The 25,722-nt window shown below is 59.5% G+C and carries 28 protein-coding genes and 2 tRNA genes; 22 read left to right on the forward strand and 8 right to left on the reverse strand.

From position 1 onward, the window contains the following. Nucleotides 1-7: 7 nt before the first annotated feature. From gcvA to SMD27_RS19260, 4 genes are all read left to right on the forward strand, one after another. On the forward strand, nt 8-910 hold the full coding sequence (gcvA, locus tag SMD27_RS19245; protein WP_320510063.1) for a transcriptional regulator GcvA: 903 nt from the start codon (nt 8-10) through the stop codon (nt 908-910). Nucleotides 911-1,055: 145 nt separating this feature from the next. After that, the gene (locus SMD27_RS19250) at nt 1,056-1,538 is read left to right on the forward strand and encodes a (2Fe-2S)-binding protein (RefSeq protein WP_320510064.1); all 483 of its coding nucleotides are present in this window, start codon (nt 1,056-1,058) and stop codon (nt 1,536-1,538) included. Nucleotides 1,539-1,542: 4 nt separating this feature from the next. Continuing rightward, nucleotides 1,543-3,921, forward strand: coding sequence for a xanthine dehydrogenase family protein molybdopterin-binding subunit (locus SMD27_RS19255; RefSeq protein WP_320510065.1), 2,379 nt, complete (start codon nt 1,543-1,545; stop codon nt 3,919-3,921). 11 nt (nt 3,922-3,932) lie between these two features. After that, nucleotides 3,933-4,724: an FAD binding domain-containing protein gene (locus SMD27_RS19260; RefSeq protein WP_320510066.1), complete on the forward strand. Its 792-nt coding sequence runs from the start codon at nt 3,933-3,935 to the stop codon at nt 4,722-4,724. 62 nt (nt 4,725-4,786) lie between these two features. Here SMD27_RS19260 and msrB read toward each other — a convergent pair whose 3' ends face one another. After that, nucleotides 4,787-5,173 carry a peptide-methionine (R)-S-oxide reductase MsrB gene (gene msrB / locus SMD27_RS19265; protein WP_320510067.1) on the reverse strand — a complete coding sequence of 129 codons (387 nt, stop codon included), beginning with the start codon at nt 5,171-5,173 and terminating at the stop codon, nt 4,787-4,789. A 242-nt stretch (nt 5,174-5,415) separates the two neighbouring features. Here msrB and SMD27_RS19270 point away from each other — a divergent pair, with 242 nt between their 5' ends. The 4 genes from SMD27_RS19270 to SMD27_RS19285 all read left to right on the forward strand — a co-directional run bounded on the left by SMD27_RS19270 (nt 5,416) and on the right by SMD27_RS19285 (nt 7,859). Next, the gene (locus SMD27_RS19270; RefSeq protein WP_320510068.1) at nt 5,416-7,110 is read left to right on the forward strand and encodes a methyl-accepting chemotaxis protein; all 1,695 of its coding nucleotides are present in this window, start codon (nt 5,416-5,418) and stop codon (nt 7,108-7,110) included. A gap of 162 nt (nt 7,111-7,272) precedes the next feature. Beyond that, nucleotides 7,273-7,349: transfer RNA gene (locus SMD27_RS19275), tRNA-Pro, on the forward strand. Nucleotides 7,350-7,424: 75 nt separating this feature from the next. Then, nucleotides 7,425-7,730 (forward strand): ETC complex I subunit, encoded by a 306-nt coding sequence (locus SMD27_RS19280; RefSeq protein WP_320510069.1) that lies wholly within the window; start codon nt 7,425-7,427, stop codon nt 7,728-7,730. A 52-nt stretch (nt 7,731-7,782) separates the two neighbouring features. Next, nucleotides 7,783-7,859: transfer RNA gene (locus SMD27_RS19285), tRNA-Arg, on the forward strand. A 66-nt stretch (nt 7,860-7,925) separates the two neighbouring features. Here SMD27_RS19285 and SMD27_RS19290 read toward each other — a convergent pair. The 3 genes from SMD27_RS19290 to SMD27_RS19300 form a co-directional block, all read right to left on the reverse strand. Then, on the reverse strand, nt 7,926-8,291 hold the full coding sequence (locus tag SMD27_RS19290; RefSeq protein ID WP_320510070.1) for a response regulator: 366 nt from the start codon (nt 8,289-8,291) through the stop codon (nt 7,926-7,928). Nucleotides 8,292-8,374: 83 nt separating this feature from the next. Continuing rightward, complete coding sequence (locus SMD27_RS19295) at nt 8,375-9,700, reverse strand: PAS domain S-box protein (protein ID WP_320510071.1); 1,326 nt, start codon at nt 9,698-9,700, stop codon at nt 8,375-8,377. Nucleotides 9,701-9,942: 242 nt separating this feature from the next. Then, nucleotides 9,943-10,404 (reverse strand): alpha-ketoglutarate-dependent dioxygenase AlkB, encoded by a 462-nt coding sequence (locus SMD27_RS19300; protein ID WP_320510072.1) that lies wholly within the window; start codon nt 10,402-10,404, stop codon nt 9,943-9,945. 283 nt (nt 10,405-10,687) lie between these two features. On the opposite strand from SMD27_RS19300, the gene SMD27_RS19305 reads away from it, so the two are divergent. Continuing rightward, the gene (locus SMD27_RS19305; protein ID WP_320510073.1) at nt 10,688-10,936 is read left to right on the forward strand and encodes a superinfection immunity protein; all 249 of its coding nucleotides are present in this window, start codon (nt 10,688-10,690) and stop codon (nt 10,934-10,936) included. 22 nt (nt 10,937-10,958) lie between these two features. On the opposite strand, the gene SMD27_RS19310 is transcribed toward SMD27_RS19305, so the two are convergent. Continuing rightward, nucleotides 10,959-11,171, reverse strand: coding sequence for a DUF3606 domain-containing protein (locus SMD27_RS19310; protein WP_320510074.1), 213 nt, complete (start codon nt 11,169-11,171; stop codon nt 10,959-10,961). Nucleotides 11,172-11,652: 481 nt separating this feature from the next. Between SMD27_RS19310 and SMD27_RS19315 the strand changes: the two genes are divergently transcribed. The 13 genes from SMD27_RS19315 to SMD27_RS19375 all read left to right on the forward strand — a co-directional run bounded on the left by SMD27_RS19315 (nt 11,653) and on the right by SMD27_RS19375 (nt 24,484). Beyond that, nucleotides 11,653-12,057, forward strand: a complete 405-nt coding sequence (locus SMD27_RS19315; RefSeq protein ID WP_320510075.1) for a response regulator — start codon at nt 11,653-11,655, stop codon at nt 12,055-12,057. Then, nucleotides 12,054-12,440: a response regulator gene (locus SMD27_RS19320; protein ID WP_320510076.1), complete on the forward strand. Its 387-nt coding sequence runs from the start codon at nt 12,054-12,056 to the stop codon at nt 12,438-12,440. The genes SMD27_RS19315 and SMD27_RS19320 overlap by 4 nt, the downstream gene beginning before the upstream one ends. A 247-nt stretch (nt 12,441-12,687) precedes the next feature. Next, nucleotides 12,688-13,563: a methyltransferase domain-containing protein gene (locus tag SMD27_RS19325; protein ID WP_320510077.1), complete on the forward strand. Its 876-nt coding sequence runs from the start codon at nt 12,688-12,690 to the stop codon at nt 13,561-13,563. A gap of 90 nt (nt 13,564-13,653) precedes the next feature. Beyond that, entirely contained in the window at nt 13,654-13,857 is a 204-nt protein-coding gene (locus SMD27_RS19330) for a hypothetical protein (RefSeq protein ID WP_320510078.1), read from the forward strand. Nucleotides 13,858-14,295: 438 nt separating this feature from the next. Then, the gene (locus SMD27_RS19335) at nt 14,296-15,435 is read left to right on the forward strand and encodes an extracellular solute-binding protein (protein ID WP_320510079.1); all 1,140 of its coding nucleotides are present in this window, start codon (nt 14,296-14,298) and stop codon (nt 15,433-15,435) included. A 219-nt stretch (nt 15,436-15,654) separates the two neighbouring features. After that, entirely contained in the window at nt 15,655-16,770 is a 1,116-nt protein-coding gene (locus SMD27_RS19340) for an ABC transporter ATP-binding protein (RefSeq protein ID WP_320510080.1), read from the forward strand. A gap of 10 nt (nt 16,771-16,780) precedes the next feature. Beyond that, nucleotides 16,781-17,665 carry an ABC transporter permease gene (locus SMD27_RS19345; protein WP_320510081.1) on the forward strand — a complete coding sequence of 295 codons (885 nt, stop codon included), beginning with the start codon at nt 16,781-16,783 and terminating at the stop codon, nt 17,663-17,665. A gap of 10 nt (nt 17,666-17,675) precedes the next feature. Then, nucleotides 17,676-18,524, forward strand: a complete 849-nt coding sequence (locus SMD27_RS19350; protein WP_320510082.1) for an ABC transporter permease — start codon at nt 17,676-17,678, stop codon at nt 18,522-18,524. Between the two features lie 196 nt (nt 18,525-18,720). Continuing rightward, on the forward strand, nt 18,721-19,731 hold the full coding sequence (locus tag SMD27_RS19355) for a sulfate ABC transporter substrate-binding protein (RefSeq protein ID WP_320510083.1): 1,011 nt from the start codon (nt 18,721-18,723) through the stop codon (nt 19,729-19,731). A 34-nt stretch (nt 19,732-19,765) separates the two neighbouring features. Next, a complete protein-coding gene (gene cysT, locus SMD27_RS19360; protein WP_320510084.1) occupies nt 19,766-20,650 on the forward strand; it encodes a sulfate ABC transporter permease subunit CysT in 885 nt (294 codons plus the stop codon). Continuing rightward, nucleotides 20,634-21,518, forward strand: a complete 885-nt coding sequence (gene cysW / locus SMD27_RS19365; protein ID WP_320510085.1) for a sulfate ABC transporter permease subunit CysW — start codon at nt 20,634-20,636, stop codon at nt 21,516-21,518. The genes cysT and cysW overlap by 17 nt, the downstream gene beginning before the upstream one ends. Before the next feature lie 195 nt (nt 21,519-21,713). Continuing rightward, on the forward strand, nt 21,714-22,943 hold the full coding sequence (locus SMD27_RS19370) for a dienelactone hydrolase family protein (protein ID WP_320510086.1): 1,230 nt from the start codon (nt 21,714-21,716) through the stop codon (nt 22,941-22,943). Between the two features lie 35 nt (nt 22,944-22,978). After that, nucleotides 22,979-24,484, forward strand: a complete 1,506-nt coding sequence (locus SMD27_RS19375; protein ID WP_320510087.1) for an SDR family oxidoreductase — start codon at nt 22,979-22,981, stop codon at nt 24,482-24,484. Here the strand turns inward: SMD27_RS19375 and SMD27_RS19380 are convergent. The 3 genes from SMD27_RS19380 to SMD27_RS19390 all read right to left on the reverse strand — a co-directional run bounded on the left by SMD27_RS19380 (nt 24,460) and on the right by SMD27_RS19390 (nt 25,700). Then, entirely contained in the window at nt 24,460-25,158 is a 699-nt protein-coding gene (locus SMD27_RS19380) for a haloacid dehalogenase type II (RefSeq protein ID WP_320510088.1), read from the reverse strand. The genes SMD27_RS19375 and SMD27_RS19380 overlap by 25 nt on opposite strands. 7 nt (nt 25,159-25,165) lie before the next feature. Beyond that, nucleotides 25,166-25,408, reverse strand: a complete 243-nt coding sequence (locus tag SMD27_RS19385; RefSeq protein WP_320510089.1) for an Lrp/AsnC ligand binding domain-containing protein — start codon at nt 25,406-25,408, stop codon at nt 25,166-25,168. 112 nt (nt 25,409-25,520) lie between these two features. After that, entirely contained in the window at nt 25,521-25,700 is a 180-nt protein-coding gene (locus SMD27_RS19390; RefSeq protein WP_320510090.1) for a hypothetical protein, read from the reverse strand. Nucleotides 25,701-25,722 lie beyond the last annotated feature (22 nt).

Consider the following 25,722-nt stretch of genomic DNA (forward strand, 5'->3'; position numbering starts at 1 on the left):
TTTGGATATGGCAAAGCGGCGGATTCCCCCTTTGAACGCGCTGCGTGCTTTCGAGGCGGCGGCCCGCAATCTCAATTTCGGCAAGGCGGGTGGGGAGCTGAACGTCACCCGTGGCGCAATCAGCCATCAGGTCCGCGCGCTGGAGGAATGGGTCGGCGTCGAACTGCTGCATCGCAATCAGAACCGGGTCGTTTTAACCGATGCCGGCCGGCACCTGCTGCCGGCCCTGGAACAAGCCTTCGACGCGATCGCGGAGAGTGTCGCCGATATTCATCATCCCGATTTGAAAGGCCGTTTGGCCATTCATGCGCCGCCTACCTTCACCTCGCGCTGGTTGTTGCCGCGCCTGGCCGACTTCATCGACGCCTATCCGCAGATCGATCTGTCGCTGCATTTCCTGCCGCCTTTTTCAAAAACATTGCCGACCGATTATGATGTCACCATCGAATATGGCGGCGGCCGCTGGGAGCATCGCTGGGTGCATCGTCTGACGCCGGTCGATTTCTTTCCGCTCTGCAGCCCGCGCTTGCTGAATTCCAGCCAATGGACGATGCGTACGCCCAGCGATTTGCGGCATTTCACCTTGATCCATGAAGATGACGGTACCGCCTGGTCGCATTGGCTCTCCGCCGCCGGGGCGCGACAGGTCGATGCCAGTAAGGGTCTCTACGTTAGCAGCGCCAATCACGCGTTGGAGGCGGCGCTGCTCGGCCTTGGCGTCGCGCTCGGCGATCAGGTGATCATGAGCCAGGACATCGAGGAGGGGAAGCTAGTCCGGCCCTTTTCCTATACCTATCCCAGTCCGGCGCAATATTACGTCGTCTGCGAACGTGACCGGCTGCATATGCCGATCTTGCGGACCTTCGTGAAATGGCTGTTCGACGCCGTGGAAACGCCGGTTGAGATCTAGGCCCTAAGTGCAACGGCGCGCAAACGATGCCGGCTTGACAGTCTGCTCGGCGCCAACCTTAACTATTGAAAATGCCAGAAGGCCGGAGCAACCGGCACGCATCCCGGCGGGGCGGTGATCCCGCCGGCAACCAGGGAGAATCGTAATGCCGACCGTTCGTATGACGGTAAACGGCCGTGCCGTTTCCGGTGATGTAGAAGCCCGCACACTTCTTGTTCATTTTCTCCGTAATCAACTTGGCCTGACCGGCACGCATGTCGGCTGTGATACCAGCCAATGCGGTGCCTGCGTTGTGCATCTCGATGGGACTTCAATCAAGTCCTGCACGCTGCTGGCGGTGCAGGCCGAGGGTGCAGCGCTCACGACGATCGAAGGACTGGCGCAGGGCGATGAATTGCATCCGATGCAGGCAGCCTTCCGCGAACATCACGGTTTGCAATGCGGCTACTGTACGCCGGGCATGGTGATGAGCGCTATCGATCTGGTGAAGAACAATCCCGATCCCAGTGAGCAGCAGATCCGCGAAGGCCTCGAAGGGAACATCTGCCGTTGCACGGGCTATCATAACATCGTCAAGGCAGTGAAGGCCGGTGCGCAGGCGATGAACGGTCAAGCGGTAAGAGGATGAGGCGATGACGACAGAAACAGGCATCGGCGCAGCCGTCAAGCGCCGCGAAGACTTTCGCTTCCTGACCGGTCGCGGCACTTATACCGACGACATCAACCGCCCGCATCAGGCTTACGGTTATATCCTGCGTTCGCCTTACGCAGCCGCGCAGATCGCTGCCATCGATACCAGCAAAGCCAAGGCTGCACCGGGCGTTATCGCCGTGCTGACCGGCGCCGATTACGACAAGGGTGGCTTGCCTTGTGGCTGGCAGATCCACAGCAAGGACGGCAGCCCGATGATCGAGCCGGCGCATCCGCCGCTCTGCAAGGATCAGGTCCGCCATGTCGGCGATCAAGTCGCCCTGGTAGTTGCCGAGACCTATGCCGAGGCGAAGGATGCCGCCGAACTGATCGAGGTCGATTACAAGGAATTGCCGGCCATCATCTCCACCGCCAAGGCAGGCGAACCGGGCGCGCCGCAGGTCTGGCCCGAGGCCAAAAACAATGTCTGCTTCGACTGGCATATCGGTGACAAATCGGCGACCGATGCTGCCTTTGCCAAGGCGCACCACGTCACCAAGATCGATCTCGTCAATCAGCGCCTGATACCGAACGCGATGGAGCCGCGTTCGGCGGTCGGCGATTACGATCGCGCTACCGGCGATTACACGCTCTATACGACGAGCCAGAATCCTCATGTCATCCGCCTGTTGATGGGCGCCTTCGTGCTGCAAATTCCGGAGCACAAATTGCGCGTCGTGGCACCGGATGTCGGCGGCGGTTTCGGGTCGAAGATCTTCCATTACGCGGAAGAAGCCCTGGTGACCTGGGCTTCCGGCAAAGTTGGTCGCCCGATTAAATGGACGGCGGAGCGCTCGGAAGCCTTCATCAGCGATGCGCAGGGGCGCGACCATGTGAGCCATGCCGAGCTGGCCTTGGATAAGGACGGCCGTTTCCTTGGCCTGCGAGTGAACACGATTGCCAATATGGGGGCCTACCTTTCTACCTTCGCACCCTGCGTTCCGACCTATCTCCATGCCACCTTGCTGGCAGGCGTCTACACGACGCCGGCCATCTATGCCGAGGTCAAGGCGGTCTTTACCCATACCGTACCGGTCGATGCCTATCGCGGTGCTGGGCGGCCGGAAGCGACTTATTTGCTGGAACGGCTGGTCGCCAAAGCGGCCCGCGAAATGCAGATGGATCAGGTGGAAATCCGCCGGCGCAACTTCATTCCGAAGGATGCCTTTCCCTATCAAACGCCGGTCGCGCTGCAATATGACAGCGGCGATTACGAAGCGACACTCGATCTCGCCCTGGAGATGTCGAAATGGTCGGATTTCGAGAACCGCCGGGCGGAAGCGGCCAAACGGGGCAAGCTGCGCGGCATCGGCATCTCCACTTATCTGGAAGCCTGCGGCATCGCCCCCTCGGCCGTGGTAGGATCGCTCGGCGCCCGCGCCGGGCTTTATGAGTCCGGCTCGATCCGGGTGCATCCGACCGGTTCGGTGACGGTCTTCACCGGCACCCATAGCCACGGTCAGGGTCATGAGACCACCTTTGCGCAGCTCGTCTCCGACGGGCTCGGCATCCCGCTCGAGAATGTCGAAGTGGTCCATGGCGATACTAACAAGATCCCCTTCGGCATGGGGACCTACGGCTCGCGCTCCCTATCCGTCGGCGGCTCAGCCCTGGTCAAGGCGATGGACAAGATCATTGCCAAGGCGACCAAGATCGCGGCCCATCTGATGGAAGCGGCCGCCGGCGACGTCGAATTCAAAAACGGCAACTTCACCGTGAAGGGAACCGATAAGAGCATCCCCTTCGGCCAAGTCGCCTTGACCGCCTATGTGCCGCATAATTATCCGATCACCGAACTGGAGCCGGGACTGGAAGAAACCGCCTTCTATGATCCGCTCAACTTCACCTATCCCGGCGGCACGCATATCTGCGAAGTGGAGATTGATCCGGAGACCGGGGTCACGCAGGTGGTGAATTTCACCGCGGTCGACGATGTCGGCCGGGTCATCAATCCGATGATCGTCGAAGGGCAGGTGCATGGCGGCCTTGCCCAGGGGATCGGTCAGGCGCTGCTCGAACGCTGCGTCTATGACGAGGATAGCGGCCAGCTTCTGACCGGCTCCTACATGGATTACACCATGCCCCGGGCGGATGACCTGCCGAGCTTCCAGGTCGCCACCCATGCCACCATGTGCACGCATAACCCGATCGGCGCCAAAGGTGTGGGCGAGGTCGGCGCCATCGGTTCGCCACCGGCCGTGATCAATGCGGTGATCGACGCACTGGCACCGCTGGGTGTCGAGGATATATCCATGCCGGCGACACCGCTGAAGGTGTGGCAGGCGATCCAATCGGCGCCGAAGAAAATGACGGCAGCGTGAGGGAGGGAGAGATGCATAATTTCAACTATCATCGTCCCAGCAACGTCGCCGATGCCGTGAAGGCCTTGGGCGGCGCAGGTGACGGCAAGATCATCGCCGGCGGCATGACCCTGGTGCCGACCCTGAAGCAGCGCCTGGCGGCCCCTTCGGATCTCGTCGATCTCAACGGGATTGCCGATCTCAGTGGGATCAAATCCGAAGGCGATGGCATCACCATCGGCGCCATGACCAGGCATGCCGAAGTGGCGGCTTCGTCCGCCGTGAAGTCGGCGATCCCGGCCTTGGCCGAACTTGCCGAGTTAATCGGCGACCGCCAAGTGCGCAATCGCGGCACGATCGGCGGGTCGCTGGCCAATAACGATCCGGCGGCGGATTATCCGGCGGCGGTTCTTGGCCTTGGTGCCACCATACGAACCAATAAGCGCGAAATCGCCGCGGACGATTTCTTCCGAGGCCTGTTCGAAACGGCGCTGGAGGAGGGCGAAATCATCACCGCCGTGCATTTCCCGAAGCCGGAAGCGGCAGCCTACCGGAAATTTGCGCAACCCGCCTCGCGCTTCGCCTTGATCGGCGTGCTCGTTGCCAAGACCAAGGGAGGTATCCGCGTCGCTGTGACTGGCGGCGGCAACGGCGTCTTCCGGGCAAAGGAGATTGAATCCGCTCTCTCGGCGAATTTCACCCCAGCTGCGGCCAAGGGTGTCAAGCTCGATCCGGCGGATTTCAATGGCGATCTGCATGGCACGCCTGAATACCGCGCCGCGCTCGTGTCCACGATGGCGGCACGCGCGGTTGAAGCCTGCTAGGAATGGTTGAACGTGAAAACGGCGGCTCGATACCGCCGTTTTCCTAGGCTATTTCGCCCCAACTATTTCGGTTTGAAACTAAGGGCCGCGCCATTGATGCAATAGCGCAAACCCGTCGGTTGCGGTCCGTCGGAAAAAACATGGCCGAGATGGCCGCCGCAATTCTCGCAGTGAACTTCCGTTCTTACCATGGAATGGCTGCGATCCTCGGTCGTGCCGACCGCCTGATCATCGGCCGGCGCCCAGAAGCTCGGCCAGCCGCTGCCGCTGTCGTATTTGGTATCCGACTGGAACAACACCTTGCCGCAGCCGGCGCAAGTATAGGTCCCGCTGCGATATTCCTTGTTGAGAGGGCTTGATCCGGGACGTTCGGTGCCGTGTTGACGCAGGATGTATTCCTGTTCCGGGGTCAGCTGCGCAGCCGAGCCGCAGCTCGCTTTCTCGGTCATCGTAAACCTCCATCCTACTAGGCCTGTTTGTCGGGAAATATGGGCGTGACGAGGTTGCGCCACAAGCGAGCGCACGATCTTGGGGGCCGCACGTTCAAGCCGCTGTAGCGGCATTAAAGCCTAGTAAGGATTCAGTAAGTATTTTGCCCAGTATTTATTCTTATATTGCTTCAACTTAACGGTTTTGAAACATGCGCGGCTCCATTCTTCTTCTTTCAATTCAGTAGGATGGAACTTGAGCAATGCTGAAACGACTGACGATCGCCAGAAAGCTTTCCCTGGTACCCCTGGCTTTCTCACTCATCCTGCTCGGTGTCACCACCTACGTTCTGTACGATATGCGATCCGGAATGATCGAAGACCGCAAGTCGAAGCTGCGAGCCCTGATCGAAACTGCGCTCAGCACCGTCAATCGCTACGGCGACATGGCCGCTGCGGGTACCTTGAGCGTCGAGGACGCGCAGCGCCAGGCATTGGACGCTCTGTCCCAAACCAATTTCGACGGCAAGAACTACTTCTTCATCTTCGATCGCGACGGCATCTTGAAGATGCACCCAACACGCAAGGACCAGATCGGCACCAACATTCTGCAGACCAGCGATCCCCAGGCCACGGCGAATTTCACCGGCTATCTGCAGGCCGCGACGACGCAGCCGACGCTGCAGGGCTTCACGACGTTCCCCGGGCGGCGTCCCGGCTCCACGGAGAACAATACGCCGAAATTGTTCCTCAGCGCTTTTGACAAGCATTGGAACTGGGTCATCTCAACCGGCATCTTCATCGACGATGTGAATGAGCTTTTCATGCAGCGCGCAGGACTCACAATCGGCCTTCTGCTGCTTGGCTTGCTGATCGGCATCGTGCTGACGGCCCTTCTCAGCCGTTCCATCACCCGTCCGCTCAATCGAACAGTGGATGCTTTGGAAGGCTTGCGGGAGGGGCGGTTCGATACGGTCGTCGAGGTCGATCAAAGTAAGACGGAGATCGGCCGCCTGACCAGCGCGTTCCTGCATTTCCGCGAAACCATGCGAGAGAGCGAGACACTGCGTCAGCAACAGGCAGAAGCCGAAAAGCGTGCCGAGGCCGACCGGCGCGCGAGTTTCCTGAAATTCGCGGATGAGTTCGAAGCTTCGGTCGGATCGGCGGCCGATTCCCTGGCCAAGGATGTCGGTGACACCTCGGCCACATTGGCGACTTTATCAAAAAGCGCGCAGATTTCGGCCGAGGGCACGCAGCGCGTGAACAGTGCGGCCAATTCGGTCGCCGATAATGTGCAGACCGTCGCTGCCGCCGCTCAACAGCTGGCCGGTTCGATCGTCGAGATCGGCCGGCAGATCCATGTGGCCCGCGACGTCGTGCAAAACGCCCAGGCGCGTTCGACACAAACCGAAACGCAAGTGGCGGCCTTGGCGGAGAAAGTCCAGGCCATCGGTTCGGTGATCGACATCATCAACGGGATTGCCAACCAGACCAATCTGCTCGCGCTCAATGCCACCATCGAGGCGGCCCGGGCCGGCGAGGCGGGGAAAGGCTTTACCGTGGTCGCCTCCGAAGTGAAGGCGCTGGCCAACCAGACAACCTCGGCAACGGACGATATTCGCCGCAATATCGAAGCGGTGCGGGAGGCGACCCGTGAAGCCGTCTCGGCCGTGCGTGGCATTGCCAGCTCGATCGGCGAATTGGAATCGACCACCAATTCCATTGCCGCTGCAATCGAGGAACAGAATGCGGCGACCTCCGAAATCAGCCGTAATACCAACATCACAGCCGATGAAACCCAGTCGATCACCAAGGCGATTGCCGACGTGACCGCCTCGGTCAGCAGCACCGACCAGTCGGCGCGCAGCGTCGATCGATCCTCGGCTGCCATGCGCCAGAAATCCGAAGTCATGCGGAGCGAAATCCGGGCGTTCCTGGACCGCATCCGCACCGCCTGACGGGCCCCGAAGGATGAACGGGAGGGGAGCGCCTGGAATGGCTGTTGGCCCGATGCGGGCAGGAGCCTCGCCGCCAGTCGCTGGACGGCCCCGAAAGTTCCAGTTTACACTTGCGGGCCGGTCGGTTAAAAAACGCCGGAAAACCCTTGGTTTTTCAATCATCGGGGCGTAGCTCAGTCCGGTAGAGTGCCTGCTTTGGGAGCAGGATGTCGCTGGTTCGAATCCAGTCGCCCCGACCATCGGCCCGGTTCGGCCAGCCAGACCGGGATTGCGGCCCAAGAGGGCGGGATTTGACGGGGACGGGAGAGTTCGGAATGCAAGTCCGCATTTATCAGCCGGCAAAGACAGCGATGCAGTCGGGTCGTGCCCAGACGCGCCGATGGGTACTGGAATTTCCCCCCGCCGCGCCTCGTTTCGCCGATCCGCTGATGGGCTGGACCGGGTCGACCGATACCCAGCGCCAAGTGAAGCTCAATTTCGATACCCGGGAAGAAGCGATCGCCTATGCTGAAAAGCATGGCCTCGCTTATCAGGTGGAACTGCCGCAGCAACCCGCGTTGCAACCCAAGGCCTATGCCGATAATTTCAAATTCGATCGCATCGGCCGCTGGACGCACTGACCGTATCGACTTGACCGTTACCGCTCGGCCGTTGGATGGCTGAGTCTGAGCCGGCCCCGTAGCTCAGTTGGATAGAGCAATTGCCTTCTAAGCAATAGGTCGCTGGTTCAAGTCCAGCCGGGGTCGCCAAATGTTAGTGAGATCGAACCCCGTCCAATGTTTCGACGGCTCTGGCTCGGCGATTTTTGCCCGGCTCTATTGGCTCACTCGCCGCAGCTCGCTGACCAATTCGGTTCCGAATGGTTTTTCGACAAAAATCACTCCGTCAGGCAGAGCCTCGCGTGCAGGCCGTTCCTTGCCCGATGTCAGGATTATTCGGATTTCCGCCCATCGCTCATGGACCATATTGGCAAGCTCAAGCCCGTCCATCGAGCCCGGCATTGTGATGTCCGATACGATAATGGCGACGTCGGACCTGGCTTCAAGCAGGATGATTGCTTCGTCGGCATTCGAGGCCTCGAGCACGAAGTAACCCGCATCTGCAATTATCTCGCTTGTCGTCGCCCTGACGAGGATTTCATCCTCGACCAGCAATACGACAGGTGCTGTATTTTGTTCCAATGACACGGCACTAAGACCAATCTGTTGATTAGGCGCTGCGCAGCCACGCGTTGGCGGGGATATCCGGTCCCGAATGGTGCAGCTTATGAAAGCAGGCGTTCTTTCGGCAGGGAAATCTCTATTCTCAAGCCGTCTTGATGCCATTCCCTCGTCAACTGCCCGCCCAGACCGGACAACGTCAAGCTCGTCAGTCGCGTACCAAAGCCTTCCGGGCGCTTTTCCGAGGCAACCGGTGAGGGACCGCCGCGATCGCGCCACACGATCTTGACGCGGCTTTCATTGTCGATGCACTGGATGTCGACCCGACCTTCCGGTACGGATAAAGCGCCGTATTTGACGGAGTTTGTCGCGAGTTCATGCACGATGAGTGCGATGGCTGTCGTCGCATTCGGGCCAAGCTCGATATCGCACCCGGATATTTCAACGGGGGATGCGCCTTTTCCGTGGTTATACGGAGCCACAATTGTCTTGGCCAAGTCGTGCAAGGAATTCCGAGTGCAGGCTGAAGCGGTTTCCGAGCGATGGCTTTGCAAGGTGAGGGAATGGGCTTCGGCGAGTGCACGCAACCGTCCTTGGGTCGCCTCCGCAAACTCATCTACCGAGCTGGCATATTTGCGGCTCATCGAGATAATGCCCGCTGAGAGCGCAAGTACGTTTTTCAGCCGATGGTTCATCTCCTGCAACAGAAGATGTTGCCGCTCTTCGGCACGTTTCCGTTCGGTTATGTCGCGCGCGATTTTCGACGCGCCGATGATTCGTCCGAAGCGATTGCGCACCGGGGAGATCGTCAAGGAAATCTCGACCAGGCTCCCATCCTTTCGGCGGCGTATGGTCTCAAAGTGGTCGACACGCACACCACTCCGGATGCGTCGCAGGATTTCGGGCTCCTCATCCTGCCGGTCCGCCGGTATCAGCATGGTGATCGGCTGTCCGATCGTTTCGTCGGCGGTGTAGCCGAATAAGCGTTGCGCTCCTTCGTTCCAGCTCGTGATGATGCCATTCAGATCCTTCGTGAGAATGGCATCATCCGATGAAGCGACAATCGATGCCAGGAGAGCCTCGGTCTCCATGGTCGTCTTCTCTTCCGGGAGAATGAGAATATTGACTGCGCCGGTGATGGCGCCGGAAGGATTTAAAATGGGCGAAGAGAAAACAAGTAGAGACTGGCGGGTCCCATCTGGACGTTCCGCTACCATCGGTTCGCCTTGCCGGGCTATGCCATTGGCGAGCACCTGTCCCATCGGTGAATCGGCATAAGCCAATAGCGCGCCGTCCAGACGGTGGAGCCGCCAGGAGACTAGACAATCCTCGTCGCCAATTTTTGGCGCCTTTTGCCAGAGGCCTGCCGCGGTCTGATTAAAATAAGTCAACCTCCGGCAGGCATCGGTTGCATAGATGGCTTGCGGCAAGGCATTCAGGAGGTCAGCCAAAGGGCCCGGGGCCGTTTCAGTTGCTGGTGTCATTGCGCGCCGATGTTCCTGGAAGGCTGAAGGTCGAGTTACCATAACGCGTATTGCAAACCTTTTGTTATCGGGGTGCCGGCGGGGCAGGTAACGGCCGTCCCATGAGGAGGCATTAGGTTGCTATTCATAGGCCATCGTCAAGAGTACAGCCAACTGTACTATGGGCAAGGTCGCCGGTGGCTACTTAATTATGCCGTTTGACGCCGTGGAAAAGGGCGATCAGCCGTGCGGTCAGAGAGGCTGCGGAATGTGATCGACCATCGTGTCACATCGGTGGCCGGGATGCTGTGTTCCCAAAGATGTCGGGCTTCGCCGGCCAGATGATAAAGGGAGCGGGGCGGCAGGACCGCCGCGTGCCGCTGGAAGCCTCTATCCCGTCGCCTCCTGAAGCGCATCTTGACGGTCGTGCCGAGTGAAATCCCAAGGACATGTTCAAAGACTGGCCGATCACGATGCCAGCCGAGCGTCGCGCCAGGCGGATAGTATATCAAAAGGGCCTGGACCAAGTCTGTCGCCTTCAGACCGGCGAACTGCGCGGCCAGCTGCTGCATCGGCATCAACCAATCCGGTATGGGTGCGGCCTCCTCGATCAGTGCCTTGCTGAAATCGTAGTGCCAACCGAAAGAACGGTCAGGCGTTTCCCCTCCCACCCTTGGAAGCGGAATGGTTCAAGGTCGATATCTTTGATCCGTTCGATAAGCTCTTGTTCCTGTGCTGCCGTGATGACCTCGTTCGCTTGGGATAGGCCTGCAAGTCCCTGCAGATCGAATAGATCGGGCTGACTGGTCATCGCGCCGTTAAGTTGCCGCAGAAATAGAGTGCATGGTTAGGTATATGGTCGTTCTCGCCGCCTTTTTCCAGCCTCGCGGCCATAGTCCAGGGAACCTTTCGAAGCGAGCCATGTTGTTTCGGCATCTAGCAACGGAGGGGGCAATGCTGGGCGTATTAATCAGTGCGCTTTTCATCTATGCCGCGGTCCTCGGCTATCTCCTGCCCTATTTTCTTGCGGACCGGCGCAGTCACCCGAACGCGACAGCGATCTTTTTCCTGACAGTGCTATTCGGCTGGACTGGACTTGGTTGGGCCATCGCCCTGCTTTGGGCGGTTAGTGCCCGGTCCAAGGCCCGGACGCAGGGCGCGCTTCCCGCACTGCCCCTCCGGACCGATAGCCCCGCCTCGTAGCACCTCTGGGGCGAGCGGCCGATTACAACGGCTTGCTGAAGTAGCGCGCCAAAGTCTCAGTTTGCGGGCCGACTTTCGCGATCGCCCTGCGCAACTCTTCCAGGGAGATATCCCACCTCGTCGCCCAGTATCTCAGATCATCGTCTGCATAGACATTGACGGCCCGGCTGGCGGGCAGCGACGTGGCGGCTTGCGATGCGCCGGACCGCTGGGATGGGACATCTCTGTCAGACATGGAACACTCTTCTCGTAAAGGATCCCACATTTGCGGAGACGTCGAATCGGCGGAGGGTGGTCGACGCTTGATTGCTTGCCGGCTGCTCACCCAGGGGGAGGGACACCGCCAAGTGCTACTGACCTCAAGCTGTCGCCAATCTAGGGTTCGCATTTTTCTGCTCCAAGCGGTCGATCCAGGCGGATAACTCTCGAAAGCACATTCTGTTCCCGGTGGGACGAGAACTGTTGTCGTCTTGGCTGTCGTTCCGGCATCAATGCGGGTGGCGTGGGCTTTGCGGTCCTGTCATCCATAGGAGGAAGAGAACTGCCCTAGGATCTAAAAGAACCGATACGCCATTCCGTAATTTAATCGAGGCGAAGGGAACATTCCGCGGCGAGCCGGTGTTACTCAATCATCATGTGAAGGATGATATTCCTTTGGACCCCGCGTAAGGATATATTGGGCCGGCAAATTGGAGTTAGACGTTGGGGATCGTGTTTTGAATGCACCCAGTGCATCTCTGGTCCCGGACAGTGTCCGGGAGCCATTTCATATTTTAGTTGTCGAAGATGAAGTCATAACGCGAAGCGTTGCGGCGGAGTTTCTTCGCGAATCAGGGTTCGTCGTTGTTGAAGCGGCTTCAGGTGACGAGGCTTGGCATTATTTGATTTCGGGCGGCAAGGCCAATCTTGTTTTCACCGATCTGAAAATGCCTGGCGCGATCCAAGGTGGGCAACTGATCAACCACATTCAGGCAAATTTCCCAGCGATAAAAACAATCGTGACTTCAGGCAACGGCGGTCCTTTCGCCGCTGTTACCTACAGTGAGTTCATGCAAAAGCCCTATGATCTCGATGAGGTATTGGACTGCATCGTGAAATCGCTGGGAATTGATAGCCCGTGAAACAACCGACTATCGCGCTCGTCGAAACCGATATTCTGATCCGATATCCGCTGTCCCACTATCTCAGAGAATGCGGCTACCGCGTGCTGGAGGCTTGCACCGCCGAAGAAGCGCGGCAGTTGGCGACAGCGAGAGATGTAGCGATCGATATTTTTGTCCTCGATATTGCTTGGCTGGGCGATGCCGGTTTTGCCTTGGCGCAGGAACTGCGGCGACTAAACGAGGAGTGGGAGATCATCACCATCGGCTCGGTGAAACGTGCGGTGAAGACGGCCGCCGATTTATGTGAAGACGGACCCAATCCGTCGCATGCATCGGATCATGGGAATGTCCTTGCCCTGATTCAGAAACGGTTGAGCATGCGCGAAAAGCGCTCCGCTTAGGAGCCGCAGCTCCGCACCATCTCAGTAAATTTAATCCAATACAGATAAAATCTTATTCGATAATGCTCACCATCGTGTAGCCGCTGAGTTACCGTGATCGCTAATTTGATACGGGCGACTGAGCGGAAAAAGGTTTTTGCACGCCGAGATCGCCTGGCCTCAGCAGGGGGAAGGCGGCATGTTGGGCTCGTGGCGGCTTTTTAAGCTGCACATATACGCGTGGTGGGAAGGATACGATGCCGACGAATTGTTGGCATATTATGAACAGAAATCCCAACCAGCAGGTTCTGCAACCGGGGATGAAGGCGAGAGACAGGTCACCGTTCCGCCACTGGCGCCGTGGGAAAATCCGCGTATTCGCATCATGCAATTGATCTGGGGCGCTGGCTGGGACAAACCTGGCGGTGCAGAGCATGTGTTGCGTCTGGTAAAGCCCTTCAGTCTCGATCCCAGCAAAAGCATCATGGAGTTCGGCGCCGGCCTTGGCGGTGGTGCGCGGACAATTGCACATGATTGTGCGGTCTGGGTGACGGCCTTTGAGGGGGATGCGGAGCTCACCAAGGCGGGGAAGAATCTGTCCGTTCTCGCGGGATTGGATCGCAAGGCGGAAATGCAGCTCCATGTGCCGAATGATTTCCAACCCGGCCCGAAACATTTCGACTGCATCCTCTCGGCCGAAACCCTCTTCGCCTATCCCGGCAAATATGAGCTTCTGGCCCAGTTCCAGGATACCTTGAAGGCGCAGGGTCAAATGAGCATCACGGACTTCGTGCTGGCACCGGGGGCGTCGCCTGATGATGAGCGGCTTCGCGGCATACATGATCGACCGGTGGAATTCTGGCGGGCAGATCAGTATGAAGCGCGGTTCCGCGAACTCAATCTCGATCTTCGCATTACCGAAGACATCACCGACCAATATCGGAAACTGATTCTAGCGGGCTTGGCAAACTTCGCACAAGGCGATGCGGTCACCTTGGCGACAGCCCGCACCTATCCCGAGGCCGTCGCAGCCGAACTCAACAAATGGACCGTTCGGTTGAAGGCTTTCGACGCCGGCCTGCTGCAGGTCGTTCGACTATTCGTGATCAAAAAGGGCGGAGCCAAGCTGATGTCCGACTGGTAAGGCGGGCTTCCGATCCGGGGAACCGGCGCGCAGAGGTGCGGCTTACCCCGCAGGGGCATTTTTCACGCTCTACCCAGACGTAGGATTGCAATGCCGGAGTTCGGCTGGGAAACCTTCTATGCGATTGGCGCGCTCGTGCTGATTATCGCTCTCGCCTGGGGCGTTTCGCGGTCAAGAAAGCGGAACAGCGCCAATGCCCCGATCACGCAGGAAGCGACGCGGGCGCAATATGAACAGCCCGAGAAATACGAACGGGAAATTCGGCCCGAACTCGAACGGAAATTGAAGCGCTGAGACGGCCTTCACTGCTTCCTTGTCGCCGCTGATTTTCAATCTTTAGCAGCCCCCCTTTGCCGCCCCAGGCTCCTGGATCGGGCGCTCTGGCGGGGCGGCCGGAGACGATCGAGGCAACCCAAAACACCGGCCGACTGAATTCCGCAGCCCGGCATCGCCAGGGTGCCGCCGGAGCCCATCGGGCTGTAAAAATTGCAGTTTCTTGATAAACTATCCTTAAGAAAACGTTAAACCGTTCGTCAATTGCTATTCCCTCATCATTCAAAGCAGACATTTGCGGAATGGTGGCTTGACTAGCCTGACAGAACGGTTACTAGGCAGAATGCGGAGGCCGTTCGCACAAGTCGTCAGACAGTGTCACGCGACTGGGGGACCGGCTCGCGCGCAGCTTCTGCAACAACCGCACAGCGTTCTGTGCTCTAGGAGGGGGAGTTACCCATGGCTGTTCATCAGTCGAAAATCATTTCACGCCGCACCTTGTTGAAGGCGACGGGCTACGTCGGCGCTGCCACGATCGGCGCGCCGTGGATCGTGCGCAATGCCTTTTCGTCTTCCGGCGAGCTCAATTTCATGGGTTGGGCCGGTTACGATTTCAAAGCGGCGTTCGACGCGTTCAACAAGAAGACCGGCATTAAGGTCAACTTCACGGAACAGCCGGACCAGGACGCCATGGCCGCCCAAGCCAAGGCCGGTGGCGCCAGCGGCGCTTTCGACATGTCGGAGCCGACGACCGACCGTGTGACCAACTGGGTCGAGCGCGACTTCCTGCAGCCCTGGGATGAAGCCAAGATCAATGTCGACGGCATCGATCCCGGCATCCTCAATGGCTCGGCGATGCAGCAGGTACGCATCAACGGCAAGCTCTATTCCTCGCCCAGCGTCTGGGGCAGCGAAGCGATCGCCTTCAACACCGATGAAGTGAAGCTCACCTATCCGGAAATCAATCTCGGCGATCTGTGGCGCGAGGAATTCGCCGGCAAGGTCACCGTGCGTCCGCATTCCGGCCTGGTCGCCATCGGCCGCTGGCTGGAAGCCCAGGGCGAACTGCCGAAGCCGTATCTCGATTCCTACAAGGACGAGGCGGTGATGGTTGAGAACTACGAAATCATCGTCAAGAAGGCGATCGAGCTGAAGCCGAATGTTGGCCAGTGGTGGAAGGATGAAAACTCGGCTCAGGCCGCGTTCCGCACCAATGGCTGCGTCATCGGCAATGTCTGGGACAGCTCTGCCCAGATCCTGCAGAAGGAAGGTCTGCCGATCGCTTATCTGTCGCCGAGCGAAGGTGCTTCGGGCTGGCTGCAGAATTTCGTGCTCTTCAAGGGCGCGAAGAACGTCGAGCAGGCGGAAGCTTTCTGCGCCTGGGTCAACACAGTGGAAGGCTCGCTGCTTTGGGCCGCCGCTATCGGCGCCAGCCCCTCGGCTAAGGGCGCGGCCGATGCCGCGCCAGACGCGCAGAAGAACTTCCTGAAAGCGGCCTATCCGGAAGATGCGCTCAGCCGCATGTGGTGGCAGCCGACCCAGCCCAGCTGGTTCGTCTCCAAGCGCAACGAATACGCCGACAAATTCCAGGCCGGCTGATCCGCTTTGCGATTCCTGGCTCGCCGGCACCCGTCGGCGAGCCAGTATTTTCTGACGGAAAAGGTGTCGCAGCCATGAATTTATTGTCGGATAAACTCATGATTGCAACGCAACATCGATATTAGAACAACCGCACGGCCGGTGGCTTCCTCACCGTTCGGCTTTCCTTTGCAACTTTCGGGTTGCAACACTTACCAGGGGGCGGATTACCGCATTGCTATGAGCCAGGACATTCAACTCGATCGTGTGACTATGCGATTCGGCGACTTTGTGGCGGTTAAGGATGTCTCACTGACGATCCACGCCGGCGAGTTTTTCAGCTTTCTGGGCCCGTCCGGATGCGGCAAGACGACAATCCTGCGGATGGTGAGCGGGTTCAATGAACCGAGCGAGGGTGTCATCCGGATCGGCGGCCAGGATATGGCCGGAATCGGCCCCAATAAGCGCCCGACCGCACTGATTTTCCAGAACCTCGCGTTATTCCCGCTGATGACGGTGTGGGAGAACATTGCCTTCGGGCTTGAAGTGCGCGGCGTGCCAAAGGCGAAGCGGCGCAAGCGGGCGGACGAGCTTCTGGAGCTGATCGCCCTTCCCGACGCGGCGGAAAAGCGGGTCAGCGAGCTTTCGGGCGGCCAGCGTCAGCGCGTCGCGATCGCCCGCGCTTTGGCCGTGGAACCCAAGGTGATGCTGCTCGACGAACCGCTCTCGGCACTGGATCTGAAGCTGCGCCAGCATATGCGTGCCGAGCTGCGGGCGATCCAGCGGCGTACCGGTGTTACCTTCATCTATATCACCCATGACCAGGGCGAGGCCTTGACGATGTCGGACCGGGTGGCGGTAATGTCCCAGGGCGTCATTCAGCAGGTGTCGAAATCATCTGAGATCTACAACGACCCCGCGACCCCGTTCGTGGCGACCTTCGTTGGCGAGAACAACGTTTTCCGCGGACCGGTCAAGGCGGTGGATGGCGACTGGGCCGTCATCGAAACCAATCACGGTTTGCTGCGCGGCCGCAACCGCAACGGCCTCAAGACCGGCGAAACGGCGCTCCTCTTTGCCAGGCCGGAACGCCTCAGCCTGGTCAATGGCGCTGTCGGCGCGGAGATGAACCGGCTCGATCTCACGCTCGGCCATGTCGATTTTGAAGGCAGTTTCGCCAATCTTTTCCTGCGCAATGGGAATGGCCAGGCCGGTGATCAAGCCGGCCGCGGCGTAATCATGCAAATGTCCAATGATGGCGGTCTGCCACGCTTGACGCCCGGGGAGAAACTGCCGGTGGGCTTTGCCGCCGCGGATGCGGTGATCCTGCCGGACGGGCCCCTGGCGGCGCATTGAGGGTACGACGATGAAAGATCTGGTGAAACGTTACGGGTTGATGCTGACCAGCTATATGGTCATCGCCAGCCTCGTCTGGATCGTCCTGCTCGTGATCCTGCCTTATTTCATGATGGTCAATTATTCCTTCCGTCCCAATCTGGTGGCGGCGGATATCGGCGGTCCGATGGACCATTACACGATCAGCAATTACGTCACCCTGTTCCAGAACCAGGTCCACTTCCACGTGTTCCTGAATACCATCTGGGGCGGCGCAATGGTGACCTTCATCTGCCTCTGTGTCTGTTACCCGATCGCCTATCACCTGGCCAAGGTGGCGACGCCGCAGCGCGCCGCCTTTCTGCTGCTGCTGCTGGTGATCCCTTTCTGGATCAACGAAATCCTGCGCACCTTCGCCTGGTTCATCATCCTGGCTTATCAGGGGCCGTTGAACGCGTTTCTTAAATTCTTCCACATCATTGACAAGCCGATCCGCTATCTGTCGGGCAATGGCGCGGTGATGGTGGGGATGGTCTATGCTTTCATCCTCTTCATGGTGTTTCCGATCTACAACGCGATGGAAAGCATGGATAAGAATCAGGTGGAAGCGGCCCGTGACCTGGGTGCGCCGACCTGGCGGATCCATTGGCGTGTGGTGATGCCGCATGCAAAGCCCGGTATCGCCGTCGGCTGTATCATGACCTTCATGTTGGCGGTCAGCTCCTATGCCGTACCCTCGATTTTGGGTTCGACCAATTCGCGCTGGTTTACCGAGATCATCTATCAGTGGTTCTTCGAGGGCCAGAATTGGCCGCAGGGTTCGGCCTATGCGTTCATCCTGCTGCTGCTCTGTATCATCTTCATCCTGGTGATGATGCGGGTCTTCAAGGTCGGCTTGACCGACATCGCGAAGTAAGGGGGAAGCGATGCAACGCCGTTCCGGTTCCGAAATCCTGCTGACAGTCTATCTTTGGCTGTTCCTGATCTATCTTTTCCTGCCGCTGGTCGTCATGGGGGCGGCAACCTTCAATAGCAGCCGCTTCCCGACGGTCACGCCCTGGCTGGGGACAACGCTCAAATGGTTCGGGGAGTTGGCGGCAGATGACCGTATGTGGGACGGCCTCATTAGCTCCCTGGGCGTCGGCATTGCCGTTGTGGTGATCTCGGTGCCGGTGGGGCTGGGGGCGGCCCTGCTGCTGACCGGTCTCAAAGGCAAGTCGCGGACCTTCGTCTATGGTGTCATGGTCTCGCCGCTGCTGACGCCGGGCGTCATCATCGGCATCTCCACCCTGGTCTTCTGGGACCGGCTGGGTGTCGGGCCGGGTCTGCATCTGGCCACGCTTGGCCAATGCAGCTTCATCATCGCCTATGTGATGTTGATGGTGCTGGCACGGTTGCAGCGTTTCGATGAGACACTCGAGGAAGCCGGGCTCGATCTCGGCGCCACTCATGCCCAGGTGTTCCGCCGCGTGTTGTTGCCCTATCTCAAGCCATCCCTGATCGCCGCGGCGGTGCTGGCTTTCTTCCAGTCCTTCGAGAACTACAATACGACGCTCTTTACCCGCGGCCTCGATACCACCCTGACGGTCTACATCGCCTCCAAGGTGCGGACCGGCCTGACCCCCGCCGTCAATGCGCTGGGGCTTATCCTGATCTCGATCACCATTCTGGGGGCCGTCGGCTACGAAATCCTCCGTCGCCGCGAACAGGCCCGCGAACTCTCCGCCAAGCGCCGGGCAGCCGAAACCGAACGGCGCGAGGCGCAACTCGCCTGACGATATGCCGGCCCGGTCTCCCTAAGGCGGGAGTCCCGGCCGGCATTTTCCACCGCATGGGCGACGGCAAGCCGGACGGGATTCCCGCTTGACGCCGATATGCCTAATACACTTCTATATGCGGGAAATCTCGGATAACACGCATCTTGTGTGTTAAATGACCTCGCGTCATTTCTTCACCTATGGAGTTCCATTCATGAAGCGTCTCCTTCTCGGGCTCGTCGGGGCCGCTGGCCTGGCCGCCGTCTCCCTGGCGCAGGCGCCTACCGCCAAAGCCGATACCTCATTGCTGAACGCCTCGTTCGATGTGGGCCGCGAGCTTTACGCCGCCATCAATCCCGCCTTCAAAACCTATTGGAAGGGGAAGGCCGGCGAGGACGTTTCGATCGAGCAATCGCATGCCGGTACTTCCAAGCAGGCCCGGTCGATCCTCGAAGGCATGCAGGCAGATGTGGTGACCTTCAACCAGGCGACCGATATCGAGACGCTGGTGGCCGGCGGGCTGGTACAGCCGGGTTGGGAAAAGAAGTTCCCTGCCAATGCCTCACCTTACTATTCCTTCCCGGCCTTCCTGGTGCGGGCCGGCAATCCCAAGCACATCAAGGATTGGAGCGATCTGGCGCGGGACGACGTGCAAGTGGTCTTCCCTAATCCGAAGACCTCGGGCAACGCGCGTTATACCTACCTTGCCGCCTATGCCGACGCGCTGCAGAAAAATGGCGGCGATCAGGCCAAGGCCCAGGAATTCGTCAAGAAGGTCTTCTCCCATGTGCCGGTCTTCGATACCGGCGGCCGTGGCGCGACCACCACATTCGTTGAGCGCGAAACCGGCGACGTTCTGATCACTTTCGAAGCCGAAACCCGCGGCATCGCCAAGCAGTACGGCACCGACAAATACGAAGTCGTGGTGCCGCCTTCCAGCCTGAAGGCCGATTTCCCGGTGGCGGTGGTGGATAAGGTTGTCGATGCCAAGGGGACCCGCAAGGCCGCCGAGGGCTATCTCAATTTCCTCTACCGGCCGGAATGCCAGGACATCATTGCCCAGCATTTCTACCGGGTGAATGACGAAACCGTGGCGAAGAAATATGCCGACCAGTTCCCGGCCGTGAAGCTGGTGACCGTCGATGACGTCTTCGGCGGCTGGACCAAGTTGAACAAGGAACATTTCGCCAAGGGCGGCATCCTCGACACGCTTTTTGTTCAATAACGCCCGATAATAAACGAGGTATTGACGCACGATCATGGCTTTGGTTGACGCCAGCCTCAGCAAACCGGCCAGGACACCGCCGGCCAGGACAAGGGGCCGTCGGCGCCGTGTCCTGCCGGGCTTCACCCTGACGCTCGGCTGCACGCTGCTCTATCTTGCCGTGATCGTGCTGCTGCCGCTGGCGGCGCTGATCCTCAAATCCGCCAGCATTCCCTTCGACGAATTCCTCGACAACATCATCTCGGCGCGGGCTCTCGCCACCTATCGCTTGACCTTGGGGACGGCCCTGGGGGCGACGGTGTTCAACGGGCTGTTCGGCCTGCTGCTGGCCTGGGTGCTTGTTCGCTATGACTTCCCGGGCCGGCGGCTGCTTGACGCCATCGTTGATCTGCCCTTCGCTTTGCCCACGGCCGTGGCCGGCATCGCCCTGACGGAGCTGTTCGCAAAGAACGGCTGGCTGGGTGAACCGCTAGCCAAGCTCGGCATCAGCGTTGCCTATACGCCGCTCGGTATCGCCATCGCCATGGCCTTCACCAGCCTGCCTTTCGTCGTCCGCACCGTGCAGCCGGTGCTGGAGGATTTGGACGAGGAAGTGGAGGAGGCGGCCCACTCATTGGGCGCCAGCGACGGGGCGATTTTCTGGCGCGTCATCCTGCCTTCGATCTTTCCGGCCTTCCTGGCCGGCTGTAGCCTAGCCTTTGCCCGCAGTCTCGGCGAATTCGGCGCCGTGATCTTCATCGCCGGCAACCGGCCGATGCAGACCGAAATCACCGCGCTGCTGACGTTCATCCGCCTGGAGGAATATGATTACGGCGGCGCGGCGGCCCTGTCAGTCGCGATCCTCTTCGCCGCTTTCGTGCTTCTCCTCATCACCAATATCGTTCAGGCCAGGGCGCTTCGTTATGCTGACCGGCATTGAAAGTTTAAGTCCCGATAGTTCGGTTGCATCGCCCCGCCGTCACATACGTGCCGGCGACGGCAAATGGCTGCGCCGCAGCCTGATTACGATTGTCGTCCTTCTTTCGGCGCTGGTCCTGTTGGCGCCGATCGCGGTCATTTTCGTTCAGGCTTTTTCGGCCGGCATCACCGCCTATGCCAGCAAGATCGTGGCTCCGGAAACCTTGCATGCGACACTGCTGACCGTGCTGACCGCCGTTGTGGTGGTGCCGCTTAATGCGATGTTCGGCATCATGGCGGCCTGGTCGATCACCAAGTTCAAATTTCCCGGCCGCAAACTGCTGATCACGCTGATCGAGATTCCCTTCTCGGTCTCGCCGGTCGTGGCCGGCGTCTGCTACCTCTTTCTCTATGGTGCCCGTGGCCTCCTCGGGCCCTGGCTGGAAACCCATGACATTCGCCTGATGTTCTCCGTACCGGCGATCATCCTGGTCAGTCTCTTTGTTACCTGTCCTTTCGTCGCCCGCGAGCTCATTCCGCTGATGCAGACCCAGGGCAGCGACGAGGAGGAAGCGGCGACGACACTCGGTGCCAACGGCTTGCAGATGTTCCTCCGGGTAACCCTGCCGAATATCAAATGGGCTCTGCTTTACGGCGTCATCCTTTGCAATGCCCGCGTCATGGGTGAATTCGGCGCCGTTTCCGTCGTTTCCGGCAGCATCCGCGGCCAGACCAATACCCTGCCGCTGCAGATCGAGCTGCTCTATAACGATTACGATGCCGTGGGGGCCTTCGCTGCCGCGTCAACACTGACCTTCCTGGCGGTCGTCACCCTGGTCATCAAGACCATTATCGAGCGCCGAACCGGACAGCGCGGCCTTGGCCACTAATCGCGCGCTTGCGAAGGCTGTAAGTCCGACCTTGCCATAAGGCGGAGGAGATTGCAGAGTCCTGCCGGGGCATTGCGCGGACCGAACCGCGCCTCAATCACAACAGGGATTTCGCAGATCCAGGGATTTCCGCGACGCAGGCAATCGGCCGAAAGGCTGCGGTGCCTGGCGCCGGACGGCAGAACGGAGACAGACATGGCCGGAAAATTCATCCAAATCGCAGCTCATGACGGCGGCACCTTTCGTGGCTATCTGGCCCTGCCGCGGGACGGCAAAGGGCCGGCCATCGTGCTGTGCCAGGAAATCTTTGGCATCAATGCCTATGTCCGCGAAGTCGCCGATTACTATGCCGAGGAAGGCTATGTGGTCCTGGCGCCCGATCTCTTTTGGCGGATGGAGAAGGATGTCGATCTCGGCTACACGCCGGAAGACTGGCAGAAAGCCTTCGGATTCTTCCAGAAGTTCGATGTCGATCTCGGCGTCAAGGATATCGCCAGCGCGGTGAAGGCCCTGCGCGCCATGCCGGAAGTCAGCGGCAAGGTCGGCGCCTTGGGCTTCTGCCTGGGCGGTAAGCTCGCTTATCTCGCTGCCGCTCGGGCCGGTGTCGATTGCGCCGTCGGCTATTACGGGGTGGGCATCGAAGGTGCGCTGGATGAAAAGATCAATGTGCCGCTGGTGTTGCATATAGCCGGTGAGGATCAGTTTGTCCCCAAGGCGGCGCAGGAGCAGATCCGCCAGCATTTCAAGAACCAGCCCCAGGTCGAGATCTATACCTATCCCGGCACGGACCATGCGTTTGCCCGGACCGGTGGCGATCATTACGACAAGCCGGCGGCGATGATGGCGCATTCGCGCTCGATCGCCTTGTTCCGCAAGGTGATGGGACCGCATTACGATCTCTCCGCCCTGTGGGACAAGCATTGCGAATATGAATTCGGCATTCGCGATGTCGATGCCACCATGGGGACGATGGTTGCGGAACCCTATGTCAACCACATCCCGACGATGACGGGCGGGGTCGGCTACAAGCACCTCAAGCGGTTCTACAAGCATCACTTCGTGAACAGTAATCCCAAGGACACGAAGCTCATCCCAATCTCGCGCACCATCGGCGCCGACCGGGTGGTCGATGAGATGCTGTTCTGCTTTACCCATGACAGCGAGATTGACTGGATGCTGCCCGGCGTGAAGCCGACCGGCAAATATGTCGAAATCCCGCTGGTGGCGATCATCTCCTTCCGCGGCGACAAGCTCTATAATGAGCATATCTATTGGGATCAGGCTTCGGTCCTGGTGCAGATCGGCCTGCTCGACGCCAAGAACCTGCCGGTCGCCGGCATCGAAACCGCGAAGAAGCTGCTTGATGAGAAGCAGCCGTCCAACACCTTGATGAAGAGGTGGGCGGAGAGTGAAGGCAAGGACTGAGCCAGCCCGCCGCGCAATTCGTTCCAGGAGGCAAAATGAAGATCATCAGTAATCCAATCCGGCAGAAATTGGCGGCCGGCGATTGCGTTGGCTGCCATTGGGTGGCGCTGGGGTCGCCGTCGGTTGCGGAAATCATGGCTCAGGGGCAGCCCGATGCGATGGTCTTCGATTTGCAGCACGGCCTGTGGACGCGGGAAACCCTGGAACATGGCATCGGTGTCGTGCGCGGTTTGACCACGCCGCTTTGCCGGGTGGCGGACAACTCGCCTTATGCTATCGGCAGTGCCCTGGATGCCGGCGCCATGGGCGTCATCGTTCCCTTCGTCGAGACAGCGGAACAGGCCGAAGCCGCGGTTGTCGCCGCGAAATATCCCCCGCGCGGCATGCGTTCCTTCGGCAATGTGCGGCCGATCTTCGATGCCGCCGCCTATGTCAACGACGCCAATGCGAATACTTTCGTCGCGGTGATGATCGAGACTGCCAAAGGGGTCGAGAATGCGGCGGAGATCGCGGCTACGCCGGGCGTCGACATGATCTTCATCGGCCCCTTCGATCTTTCCCTCTCGCTCGGCACTTTTCCCGATTTCGGCCCGAAACATCAGGACGCGATTCTCCGCGTGAAAGCTGCGGCGGAAGCTGCCGGGAAGAATGCCGGCATTTTCACCGCCCATGGCATGATGGCGGCGGACCGCCGGGTGCAAGGGTTCCAGATGGTCGTACTCGCCAATGACCAGGATCTTCTGCAAGGCCCATCCAAAGCCCAGGTCAGCCGTTTTGCCGCGCGTGACGGCGAGGATCTGGTCGATGGCCGCGTCGCTCTGGTAACCGGCACCAATCGCGGTATCGGCAGCGAGATCGTTCGCAGCTTGGTGAAGGCGGGGGCCAAGAAAGTCTATTGCGCGAGCCGCGATGTCGCGGCGTTGCGGCCGCTAATCTCCGAAGCGCCGGACCGCCTTCAGGCGCTCGAGCTCGATGTCACCGATGAGACACAGATCGCCGCCGCCGCGAAGGCTTGCCGGGATGTCGAATTGCTTGTGAATAATGCCGGTATCAATCACAACACGCCGCTCTTCGCGATTGACGACACGGCCAACGCCCGTCGTGAGATGGAGGTCAATTATTTCGGCACCCTCAATATGTGCCGCGCTTTCATACCGATCCTGAAGGCGAATGGCGGCGGCGCCATCGTCAACATGGTCTCGATCCTCGCTCATGCCAATCTGCCGCTGATGGGATCGCTCTGCGCGTCCAAGGCGGCGCTGCTCAGCCTGACCCAGGCTTTGCGGGCGGAATTGAAGGCGCAAGGCACGCATGTGATGGCGGTGCTGCCTGGCGCGGTGAACACCGACATGACCAAGGATTTCGACATCCCGAAGATTGCGGCGGCCTATGTCGCGAGCGCCTTGCTGGATGGATTGTCGCTGCGCCAGGAAGAAGTCTATCCCGGCGATATGGCAACCAGCATCGTTTATGGGATGCTCAACAATCCGAAGGAAACGGAATGGGGCTTGGGCAGCTATCTGCCGCCGAACGCGCCCTGATCGATCAACTCGTGCGCGAGATCGCCGAGGCTGCTCAAGATGGTAGCCTGGCGATCCAAGCCATATTCGATCGGCTGGCCGTTCCGGTTGATCCAGAAGGTGCGAAAGCCGAACTGGGCAGCACCGGCCGCGTCCCAGGCATTGGATGAGACGAAGGCGCAACTCTGCGGGCTGCTCAACTTGAAGCGGTCGAGCGCAAGCTGGTAACCGCGCGCATCGGGCTTATAGACGCCGACCTCGGCAACTGAAATAGGTGCGTCCAACAGGTCGCCGAGCTTCGCGGCGGCGGTGAGGTCGGACAGCAGATCGGGATCGCCATTTGACAGCAGCGTCCTTGGAATGCCGGCCGCCTTCAGCTTCTGCAGGAGGGGCGGGACTTCAGGATAAGCACTGAGCTGCCGATAGGCCGCCAGCAGGCTGTCGCGCTGCTGCCGGTCCTGGTCGAGGCCGTAAGTCGCCAGAGCCACATCCAGCGCTTCAGCGGTCAGCTCCCAGAAACTGCGATATTGCCGGCGGAGGCTCAGGGTCCAGGTATATTCCAGCTGCTTCTGCCGCCATAATTGCGAGACCTGCTGGGCGATCGGCCCCAGCCGGGCCTTCATCGCAGCGGCCGGCGCGTGGATATCGAACAGCGTTCCGTAAGCATCAAAGAAGATCGCTTGAACGCTTGGCATTATTACCTCACGTGAAGGCGTTGAAGGTGATGATGGTCTGGGTATCCTTGACGTTGGGCAATGTCTGAATCTGGCCGGTGACGAAGCGCCCCACATCCATCTCGGTCGGCAGATTGCATTTCACCAGCAGATCGTAAATGCCGGAAATGGAATAGACCTCGCCCACCTGCTCGACCGTGTCGAGGGCATTCGCGGCCACCTCATAGGCCGTTCCCGGTTCGCATTTCACCAGAATAAAGATCGGCCGCATCTTGTCTGCGTCCTCTAACCGTTACGCCTTGGCGGTCATGTTGCCCCGGCAGGACGGTAAAAGCCAGAACTAGATGCGTCATCGATCGGGGCTGAAGCAGCGCCCATATATCTTATTTCATTACATAGACGTAATACACGATTCCGCCGATCACCACGATCGCGGCAACCCATAGCCAGATCGAAAGCATGGCGACGCCGCTCATTTGCGGTTTGGCAGGAGCTGCCTGTTTCCGTCCCATGCGACCGGCGACAATGTCGAGCGCCTTTCGCTCGTCCTCACGGCGACCCATTCATTCCCCCTTGGATGAAACC

The sequence above is a fragment of the Dongia soli genome, from assembly GCF_034044715.1.
GTDB lineage: Bacteria > Pseudomonadota > Alphaproteobacteria > Dongiales > Dongiaceae > Dongia_B > Dongia_B soli.

Excerpts from the sequence above, each read along its gene's own strand:
- gcvA (WP_320510063.1), top strand. The coding sequence starts at position 8 with ATGGCAAAGCGGCGGATTCCCCCTTTGAACGCGCTGCGTGCTTTCGAG.
- SMD27_RS19335 (WP_320510079.1), top strand. The coding sequence starts at position 14,296 with ATGGCTGTTCATCAGTCGAAAATCATTTCACGCCGCACCTTGTTGAAG.
- SMD27_RS19260 (WP_320510066.1), top strand. The coding sequence starts at position 3,933 with ATGCATAATTTCAACTATCATCGTCCCAGCAACGTCGCCGATGCCGTG.
- SMD27_RS19385 (WP_320510089.1), bottom strand. The coding sequence starts at position 25,408 with ATGCGGCCGATCTTTATTCTGGTGAAATGCGAACCGGGAACGGCCTAT.
- SMD27_RS19375 (WP_320510087.1), top strand. The coding sequence starts at position 22,979 with ATGAAGATCATCAGTAATCCAATCCGGCAGAAATTGGCGGCCGGCGAT.
- SMD27_RS19370 (WP_320510086.1), top strand. The coding sequence starts at position 21,714 with ATGGCCGGAAAATTCATCCAAATCGCAGCTCATGACGGCGGCACCTTT.
- SMD27_RS19345 (WP_320510081.1), top strand. The coding sequence starts at position 16,781 with ATGAAAGATCTGGTGAAACGTTACGGGTTGATGCTGACCAGCTATATG.
- SMD27_RS19305 (WP_320510073.1), top strand. The coding sequence starts at position 10,688 with ATGCTGGGCGTATTAATCAGTGCGCTTTTCATCTATGCCGCGGTCCTC.
- SMD27_RS19280 (WP_320510069.1), top strand. The coding sequence starts at position 7,425 with ATGCAAGTCCGCATTTATCAGCCGGCAAAGACAGCGATGCAGTCGGGT.
- SMD27_RS19330 (WP_320510078.1), top strand. The coding sequence starts at position 13,654 with ATGCCGGAGTTCGGCTGGGAAACCTTCTATGCGATTGGCGCGCTCGTG.
- SMD27_RS19250 (WP_320510064.1), top strand. The coding sequence starts at position 1,056 with ATGCCGACCGTTCGTATGACGGTAAACGGCCGTGCCGTTTCCGGTGAT.
- SMD27_RS19255 (WP_320510065.1), top strand. The coding sequence starts at position 1,543 with ATGACGACAGAAACAGGCATCGGCGCAGCCGTCAAGCGCCGCGAAGAC.
- SMD27_RS19340 (WP_320510080.1), top strand. The coding sequence starts at position 15,655 with ATGAGCCAGGACATTCAACTCGATCGTGTGACTATGCGATTCGGCGAC.
- cysW (WP_320510085.1), top strand. The coding sequence starts at position 20,634 with ATGCTGACCGGCATTGAAAGTTTAAGTCCCGATAGTTCGGTTGCATCG.
- SMD27_RS19380 (WP_320510088.1), bottom strand. The coding sequence starts at position 25,158 with ATGCCAAGCGTTCAAGCGATCTTCTTTGATGCTTACGGAACGCTGTTC.
- SMD27_RS19270 (WP_320510068.1), top strand. The coding sequence starts at position 5,416 with ATGCTGAAACGACTGACGATCGCCAGAAAGCTTTCCCTGGTACCCCTG.
- SMD27_RS19355 (WP_320510083.1), top strand. The coding sequence starts at position 18,721 with ATGAAGCGTCTCCTTCTCGGGCTCGTCGGGGCCGCTGGCCTGGCCGCC.
- cysT (WP_320510084.1), top strand. The coding sequence starts at position 19,766 with ATGGCTTTGGTTGACGCCAGCCTCAGCAAACCGGCCAGGACACCGCCG.
- SMD27_RS19390 (WP_320510090.1), bottom strand. The coding sequence starts at position 25,700 with ATGGGTCGCCGTGAGGACGAGCGAAAGGCGCTCGACATTGTCGCCGGT.
- msrB (WP_320510067.1), bottom strand. The coding sequence starts at position 5,173 with ATGACCGAGAAAGCGAGCTGCGGCTCGGCTGCGCAGCTGACCCCGGAA.
- SMD27_RS19350 (WP_320510082.1), top strand. The coding sequence starts at position 17,676 with ATGCAACGCCGTTCCGGTTCCGAAATCCTGCTGACAGTCTATCTTTGG.
- SMD27_RS19310 (WP_320510074.1), bottom strand. The coding sequence starts at position 11,171 with ATGTCTGACAGAGATGTCCCATCCCAGCGGTCCGGCGCATCGCAAGCC.